The sequence below is a fragment of the Nonomuraea sp. NPDC049784 genome, from assembly GCF_040659615.1.
Taxonomy (GTDB): domain Bacteria; phylum Actinomycetota; class Actinomycetes; order Streptosporangiales; family Streptosporangiaceae; genus Nonomuraea.
Map to the genome: position 1 here is coordinate 1 of NZ_JBFAMX010000474.1, position 8,104 is coordinate 8,104.

Consider the following 8,104-nt stretch of genomic DNA (forward strand, 5'->3'; position numbering starts at 1 on the left):
GCGTCCGCCTGGTGCCCGGATCCTCTGCCGAGGCGACGATCGCCGTGGTGCCCGTCGACGGCGCGCCCGGCTGATCAGCACCCAAGCGCCCGACGGTCAGCTCCCGGTCGGATTCCCGTCGTCGGCCAGGATTCGGTAGACGCTGGCCACCGAGGGATGCCGGCCCTTGTTCTTGCCCGCGGGGATGACCAGCTTGCGGGCGATGTCGGGGACCGCCACGCCTCGGGCGCGCAGCGACCGAGCATAGGCGATCATGTCGTCGTCGAACACCTTGGGGCGGCCGCCGTGCCGGCCGCGCTCGCGGGCCGAGGCCTGGCCTTCGAGGGACTTCTCCCGGATGTACTCCCGCTCGGACTCAGCGGCCATCCCGGCGAAGAAGGCGAACAACGCCGCCCCATGCCCTGAGGGGTTGTAGATGCCCTGCAGCGGGCCGCTCAGCAGCTCCAGCTCGATGTCGTGGCGGCGTAGTTCCTCAGCGATGGCGAGCAGTTCGGCGGCGCCTCGCCCCAGGCGCTTCATCTCATGCACCGTGAAGATCACGCGCTGATGCGGGACGGCCTGCTTGATGGTGCGGGCGTAGTCCATCGCCTTGGCGAACTCCGGCCGCAGCTTGATACGCGTGCTGATCTTCTCGGCGAAGATCGGTTCGCAGCCCACCTCCTTCTGAGGAATAACCCTTGTGTTCGTTGAGCGGTTGAGCGTGGCCATAGCCGCAGGACCTCGGCTTACTTCCTGGGATCAGTGGTTTCTTGGAGATTGATGAGATTTCAGAAATTCTGAAGGTCTATCGTCCTCGTCGTTCGTCTTGCATGGACGGCGAAGACGAGGAGGCCGAGGCGGCCTGAGCCGTCTGGCTCTGGCCGGCGGCCTGCCGAATGGGCCGATCTCCAGATTCGTCATCGGGCTGGCCTTCGCCGGCAACGATGCGGCTGCGTCAGTGCCGCCTTGCTCTGGTCACGCTGGATCACCCTGCCGGCGAGCGCGGCTCAACGTACGGGCGCGCCTGAAAGGTCACGGTCGCGGGCGCCGTGACATTTCAGAGTCAGCAAGTCAGGCCGTGAGGGCGGCCGCCGCTTCCCGGTAGATGACATTGGGGTCCTGGGACAACCATGCCTTCACCTGGCGGCTCCAGTCGTCGGCGAGCACCTCCGGCCGGTGCGCCTCGATACCGTCGAGGGCCGCCGCGACGATCACCTCGGGGGCGCTCTTGTCGCCGTTGTACCAGGCCATCATGTCGGTGTCCGCAGCGCCCAGGTGCAGGCCCGTCACCAGGGTGCGTTGCGTGGCCAGTTCCAGGCGCACGTTGTTGGTGAGCGCCCACTCGGCGGCCTTCGCCGCGTGGTATGCGCCCGCACCGTTGGAGGCGAGCCATGACAGGGCGGACAGAACGTTGAGGATCGCGCCGTCGGCCAGTTGGGGTGCGAAGGCGCGGATCACGTTGAGGGTGCCGTAGAAGTGGGTGTCCAGCTCGCGGCGGATCGTGTCCAGGTCCCCGGTGACCAGGTTCGCCCCGGTCGAGATTCCCGCGTTGTTGATGAGGATCTTGACGTCGGGCGCTGCGGTGGCCGCGTCGGCGACCGATGCCGGATCCGTGATGTCGAGGCGCAGCGGGATGACTTCTGGTACGTCGATGAGCTCCGGACGGCGGGCAGTGGCGTATACCTTGCCGGCGCCGCGCTCGAGGAGGGATAGGACGAATTGCCGGCCCAGGCCCCGGTTGGCGCCGGTCACCAGCACATGTGATCCGTTGATCTGCATGCGGATAGGCTAAAACCTGACGTTGACGTCAGAGGTAAGTCGTGTGATGGAGGTCACGGTGCGTATCGGCAAGTTGGCCGCGCGGTCGGGCGTCAGCGTGCGAGCCCTGCGCTACTACGAAGAGCAGGGTCTGCTGGACGCGAACCGGAGCGACTCCGGGCAGCGCCACTACCCCGAGTCGGCGGCCGAACGTGTCCAGCTGATCCAGACGCTCTACGCGGCCGGCCTGTCCAGCCGGACCATCGCCGAACTGCTGCCCTGCGTCGAGGCCAAGGTCGGCACTCCGGAGGCGCGTGCCCGGCTCGCCGCCGAGCGCAATCGCATCGATGCCCAGATCGCCGCGTTGACCCGTACCCGTGACCGCCTGGACGCGGTCATCGCGCACTCCCGAAGCGCGGATAGCGGCTGCACGTGGATCGCGGACCAGGACGGCGCCGCAGAGGCGAGTCACTCCGCGACGCCGTGATCGCCACAGCCGAGTCGGACTCGATACCAAGACCGGTCTGTACGCAGAGAACGGCCGAGCACTCCTGACCACCGCCGCAAAGGAACAAGATCCCGCCGGGCACAAGCAGCCGAACGCCTCCGCCGAGCGAATGCCTAGCAAGCGAGTCCGGCGAACACTCCGTCGCACCAACGTCGGGGACTCACCGTTGAGAATCCTGGCGGTTCGATTAAGCGGCCTGCGTGGGGGCTGGGTGCCGTCTCATCCATGTAGTGGACGCGGTCTTCCTGGTCAACCGTCTGGTCATGAGCGTGATTGCCGCCCAGGTCAGGTGAGCCTCTGAGTGTTGCGGGAGCCTTTCATAATCGATCACGTTGCGACGGGCGTTCATCAGCCACGACAGCGAGCGCTCGACGATCCAGCGCCGGGCCAATACCTTGAACCCGGTTTGACCCGGCCGCTTCGTCACGATCTTCAGGGTGTAGGAGGTGTAGCGCTCGGGCCATACGGTGGCCACCAGCACCGTCCCGGCTCTCAGCAGCGCCCTCATCGTGGCCGCGTCCAGGCCGTGCTCGGCATGGAAGTAGCGCTGCAGCTCATCCAGCCACACCACCGTCTTGGCCACAGGCCCGGCGGCCAGCTCGCGCACCTGGGCGGCATCGTGCGGGTGGACCAGCCACCACTGCGGCATCAAGGCGGCCACGGCCTCGTACGCGCACCGGGTCTTGCCCACCGACGAGCCACCCACCAGCACCACCAGCCCTCCGCCGTGCATCGCCGCGGCCAGTCGTGCGCGCACCCCGCCGGGCTCGGTGTCGATGTCCCGCTCCACGTAGACCGGCAGCGGCCCGCGTGCACCAGGGGCGTCGATGGCCGCGTGCACCCCCAGGTGCCGTGGCTGCGCCTGGGCCACCCGCACCGCCCCGGCCAGCGGCGGCCGTCCAGACCCGGCCCGCTCCCGCGCCGCCTGCCAGGCCGCCCGCTCGGTTTTGCCGACCCCACAGGCACGCAGGTACACCTCCAGCGTCTCCACCGTCGGCAGCTTCCTCCCACGCAGCACATCACTCAGCGTGCTGGCCGGCAGCCGATCCGGACGCGCCTCCCGGCCCAACTCCGCATACGAGCAGCCCTGACGCAGCCCATCCAACGCCGCGGCCAGGTCGCTGACGGTGTGCACGGATTGCGGATCAATTCCTGCGCCTGGCTCTGAGATCGGGCCGTCTGCCATCTCCACCGCCTCCGTTTCCCGCTTGCCGCTGTCCGCCACCGCCGGCGAAGAGCGGCGAACCCCGATCGGCGCCAACGACCGGCTCCCCCTGTTGCCGCTGACCAGCCTGCCCCACCTCAACCCCAGCAGGCGGCGATTCGTCCGCCTTGCTCCGCATCCGCTGCCGAACGCTTCCGCCTCGGGCCAACTTGGTCTGGCAACCACGCGGCACCGGCCGGACCGCCTCTTTACGACCAGCACGCAAGGAGCCGGACATGCACCACATCCTCGAGGCGATCCCGCTGATCGGCGCCGCCCTCAACCTGGCACCGCCATCCTCAACCTCACCACCCAGATACGGCGACGGCGCTCGGCCGGCCCGAACCCCCCTGGCGATCACCACAGCGGCCGATAGCCCACCGTGGGGGCCAACTCCGGCCCCCACGGCCCGTCCCGATATCTACCGTTATTGGGACGGCTCTACTGGGCCAATCCAGACGTTGCAGTGGGCGCACCAAGTCGCGGGCGCTGGCCAGCTCGGGGAAGGTGCGGTAAGGCCCCCAGATCTCTTTGGGCCAGCGCCGCTCGTGCTCGACGGTGTGCTCGTCCGGGGTGGCCGAGGCCAAACGGCACGGCATGCTCACCCTCACCCTGGACGCCACCCACATGGCCATCGAGGCGGGCATCGACGGCCTGGTCCACGTCTTCATGAATCAGGCCCACACCGACGAAGTCGTCTCCCTGCTCAAGAACTCGGGCACGTTCGTCGTCCCCTGCATCGTTCTGAACGCCTCCATGATGGGCATCACCGGCGACGAACTCGCCGACGACCCCCGCGTCGCCTCCCGCCTGGACGACGACTGGATGACCACCCTGCGCTCCAGCTTCGGCCACTACCCCCAGGGCAAGCTCTCCCACGTCCTGGACACCGTGAGCGCACTGCACGACGCCGGTGCGGCGCCCATCACCCGCGCCTCGGGTAAAAGCTTGATCGTCCACCACCGCAAGGTGAAGAACCAGCGCCTGGCCGCCGCCGGCTACGTCTGGGCCTTCGCCTCTTTGCGAGCGCCAGGCCCCCGAGCACACTACGACCGCCGCCGAGACGACGGCGACCGGCACTCCAGCGCCCTGCGCAACACCTTCAACCGGATGCTCGGCTGCCTTCACCACTGCCTGCAAAAGGGCGCGACCTACAACGAAGATGTCGCCTTCCCACCGCGATCGAAGGCCATGGGTTGACAACTTCGGCAGATCGGATGTCTGCGACCGTCGGATTAGAAGCAAGATCCTTTAGTGCCGCGCGGTGCCGCCGGGTGATGGTTCGTGCCGCCTCAGCGCGTTTTGGCGTGTCCGGCAGTGCCGGATCCTGACGACGCGTGACGGGGCGTACGAGCACGGCCGGGACACCCTATTCGATCATCGCATCGTGGCTCCCTGGAACGGATCCCACGCTCCAGCCACGCCAGTGGAACTCCGCCGGTGATCGAAGGCATATCGGCCTGGTCGGGTTGGTGACGACGCTGTCGGTCGGGTTGTGCCTGCCCCGGAGTTCAAGAGCGAGGCGCTGCGCCGCGACTGCGTCCAGCACGCCAGCTGGCGGCATGGACACCGTCACTGGGGGTGCGCGGTGGTTGACGGCCGCTCTGGCCCGCCCTGGCGATGCATGAACCGCGCTTCTGGGAAGCGGCTCGACGGCCCCTCGAGCAGTGACGATGACCGTCCCATGAGATGCTTGTCGAAGAACGCGAGCGAGTAGGCGTTGATGATGTCGTGTGCTCGCCGAGCGCCGATCGCCCCGTTCAGGCCAAGCTGCGGTGTGACCGGTGACCAGACCGGGACGTCGGTGAAGTCGATGTGGTAAAACCCGGGAACCTCCACGTAATAGCCGACGCTCGGCAGGCGTTGATACACGTCGGTCATGGTCTCGATGGTCCCGGAGATCTCCTCCTCCGGCCAGCCGCCGCTGCGCTCCCGTTCGAGACGAAAGGTCTCGGCATCGCGGGTCATGAACAAGACCGGCTGCTGCAAGCCCACCCTGACGACGTGGGCCGTCATTTGAACGTCCATGATGAAGCACGCCTTGAGTCGCTGGTCGTTCGCGCACGCCTCGGCGCCGGTCGCGCCGCCCAACGAAATCCCGAAGACGCCGGCGCGATCGAGGTCGAGGCGGCCGGTCAGGATGCCGGCGGGGTCGGCCTCGTTCAGACCCGCGAGCCGGTCGAGCGCGAAGCTGACGTCCTGCGCGAAGTACGGGATGATCCCGTCGGGAAGCACCTCCCCCTGGAGCATCGGCGCGTCTGGCCGCGGCGTCCAGCTCTGGCTGATCAGCGGGTAGATCTTGTCCCTGGGCCACCCCGGGATCTCCCGCCCGTCGGGGAAACGTGTCATGGCGGCGGCGCCCGGCTGGTCGAGCCCGACGACCACGTAGCCATGCGAAACCAGCTCCTGGATCTGGAAGGTGCTCGCGGCGCGGAACCCACTGAGCCCGGTGAGGGAGATGAGCACCGGGTAGCGGGGGCTGTCGGCAGCCATGCGAGCGGACGCGACGGCGTTGGTGGTCACATGTCTGAGCTGGCTGAAGATGGGCTCAGGAAAGCCGGCCAGGCGCGCCATCGCCGGCGTCACCGCCTCGGCGTCTTGAATGTAGGGGGCGCGCGGTGCCGACGGTTGAGGCTCGGCGGGATACCAGACCTGCGCCATGAGTTCCCGATGATCATTGGGGGTGTCGCTGAGCAGCTCCGGACGGCTTGCGTCCACCCAGTGGTAGGTCGTCGTGCCGACCGTAGACGGGCCGGTCGGCTCGGGGAAGCGGAACACGGGCATCACCGTTGCCAGGAGGACGGAGGCGAGGGCCGCCAGCACACCGAGTCCGGCGCCTGAGCCGGCGACCAGCCGGTTGACGTGCACGGCGCTCGGCCGGACGATGCCGGTCAGCCAGGTCAGGAACAAGATCGCGGTCAGCGCGTAGGCCGGGGCCATTTGCCAGCGCGGGCCTTCGACGAGGACCTGCGCTGCCGCCAGGAGCAGCGCGACGGGCACCACGAAGCCTGGCCAGCGCAGCGCGCGCAGCCGGGGGATCACCACGATCGCGAGCCCCAGCAGGTTGATGGTCGACGAAAGGATCTCCAGGGGTCTCATCAGGCGCTCCTCAGGTTGTGGCTGGCGCCGACGGCCATTCGGGTGGAGACCGGGTCGAGCCGGACCACATCGTCGGCGTCGGCGAGCTGTGGCTCGGGCAGTTTGGGCATGCGGGTCTCCTGTTCGTATGGGGCCTGCCGCCGCAACCGGATGCCCGCCGATGGCTGCTGTGCACCGGTGACCTCGCCCATGTCTCCTCCGTAAGGTTTGTTGGCAGCCCGTGAGGAGCCGCGTGTGGCTTATGACTGCTTGCCTTCAGCGGCTTCCGAGGAGTGGCCGTCCAGCTCTCCGGGATGTCCTGGCTGCTCATTGAGATCCGCGATCTTGTCGCTGTTCACAACGCTGACGGCGGGTGTTCCTGGCGCGGGTACGCACGGCGCGAGGAGCCAGGGACGCGGCCGGGTACCCCTCGCCGCCCAGGGCGTGGTTCAGCAGCGCGGTTGGTGATTGTGGTCATGACCGCCTCTTCCCGAAACCTACATCGTAGGTTTCGACTTCCACAGTAAATTCTACGATGTAGGTTTGGCAAGCGGGAGGAATGGATATGGCCAGACGCGCACAGGGAACTTCAGCGGGGCTCGACCGCGAGCGCATCGCCGCCGCCGCCGTCGCACTCGTTGACCGCGACGGCCTTGAGCGGTTTGGGGTACGGCGACTCGCGGAGGAACTCGAGGTCGACCCGATGTCGATCTACCACCACATCAAGGGCAAGGCGGCCCTGCTGGACGCGATATCCGAGGCCGTGCTCGCCGAGGTGGCGGCCGCCGCGGATGACGCACCCCACCACTGGGAAGAGATCGCCCGCCGGACGGCGCACGGCTACCGGGAGATGGCCTACCGGCACCCCCGAGTATTCCCGCTGCTGGCCACGCGCGCCCAGACCTCGCCGGTAGCCCTCACCGCCTTGGAACGACTGGTCACCGCGATGCGTAAGGCCGACCTGCCCGACCAGGTGGTCGCCGACGCGCCACTGATGCTGTTCGGCTTCCTCAACGGATACCTGCTGGCGGTCCTCAGCAGCGGATCCGACAAGACCGGCGACATGCCCGCGATCAACGCCACCGCGTACCCGACGATGGCGGCCCTCGCATCCTTGCAGGCCGGCTTCGGGTCTGTGGAGGAGTTCGATCGGATCTTCGACACCGTGGTCGGCGGTATCCGGGATCAGGCCAATCGGCAGGGGGCCCGCTGAGCGTGGACCAGGACGACGCGTACACGGGCGCCGCCCGTGTTGAACGCAAGGGATGCTCCGTGTTGAACGCAAGGGATGCTTCCTTGCTGGGCGTTGCGGGTCGCTCAAGCCATCCCGGGACTCCACAGCGCTACGGTGGGCCGCCACTCTGAGGTTCGGCGGAGGCCGCCACTTCCCACCGCCTCCAGCTTCTACCGGTGTGCTGGTCGATGGCTAGGGAGTGTCTGACAATTCGGCGTGCCGGAGCCAGAGCATGAGCGAGGCGATGGTGACGCCTGCCAGGTAGCGGGTGGCCAGTTTGTCGAAGCGGGTGGCGATGGCGCGCCATTGCTTGAGCTTGCCAATACAGCGTTCGACCAGGTTG

At 67.7% G+C, this 8,104-nt stretch carries 7 protein-coding genes and 1 pseudogene; 3 read left to right on the forward strand and 5 right to left on the reverse strand.

Translation table 11 applies throughout. The features are described from left to right. Positions 1 to 96: 96 nt before the first annotated feature. Complete coding sequence (locus tag AB0J09_RS48365; RefSeq protein WP_360707361.1) at positions 97 to 657, reverse strand: recombinase family protein; 561 nt, start codon at positions 655 to 657, stop codon at positions 97 to 99. A 393-nt stretch (positions 658 to 1,050) separates the two neighbouring features. Further along, entirely contained in the window at positions 1,051 to 1,758 is a 708-nt protein-coding gene (locus tag AB0J09_RS48370; protein WP_360707364.1) for an SDR family oxidoreductase, read from the reverse strand. A 58-nt stretch (positions 1,759 to 1,816) separates the two neighbouring features. Between AB0J09_RS48370 and AB0J09_RS48375 the strand changes: the two genes are divergently transcribed. Beyond that, entirely contained in the window at positions 1,817 to 2,224 is a 408-nt protein-coding gene (locus AB0J09_RS48375; protein WP_360707367.1) for a MerR family transcriptional regulator, read from the forward strand. Between the two features lie 208 nt (positions 2,225 to 2,432). On the opposite strand, the gene AB0J09_RS48380 is transcribed toward AB0J09_RS48375, so the two are convergent. Continuing rightward, positions 2,433 to 3,380: a helix-turn-helix domain-containing protein gene (locus AB0J09_RS48380; protein ID WP_360707370.1), complete on the reverse strand. Its 948-nt coding sequence runs from the start codon at positions 3,378 to 3,380 to the stop codon at positions 2,433 to 2,435. Between the two features lie 978 nt (positions 3,381 to 4,358). Here AB0J09_RS48380 and AB0J09_RS48385 point away from each other — a divergent pair. Next, positions 4,359 to 4,649: pseudogene (locus AB0J09_RS48385) on the forward strand (IS110 family transposase); the annotation flags it as partial. Between the two features lie 372 nt (positions 4,650 to 5,021). Here the strand turns inward: AB0J09_RS48385 and AB0J09_RS48390 are convergent. After that, positions 5,022 to 6,548: a hypothetical protein gene (locus AB0J09_RS48390; protein ID WP_360707372.1), complete on the reverse strand. Its 1,527-nt coding sequence runs from the start codon at positions 6,546 to 6,548 to the stop codon at positions 5,022 to 5,024. Continuing rightward, a complete protein-coding gene (locus AB0J09_RS48395) occupies positions 6,548 to 6,739 on the reverse strand; it encodes a hypothetical protein (RefSeq protein WP_360707375.1) in 192 nt (63 codons plus the stop codon). Before AB0J09_RS48395 ends, AB0J09_RS48390 begins: the two co-directional genes overlap by 1 nt. A 353-nt stretch (positions 6,740 to 7,092) precedes the next feature. Between AB0J09_RS48395 and AB0J09_RS48400 the strand changes: the two genes are divergently transcribed. Then, positions 7,093 to 7,740 (forward strand): TetR/AcrR family transcriptional regulator C-terminal domain-containing protein, encoded by a 648-nt coding sequence (locus tag AB0J09_RS48400; RefSeq protein ID WP_360707378.1) that lies wholly within the window; start codon positions 7,093 to 7,095, stop codon positions 7,738 to 7,740. Positions 7,741 to 8,104 lie beyond the last annotated feature (364 nt).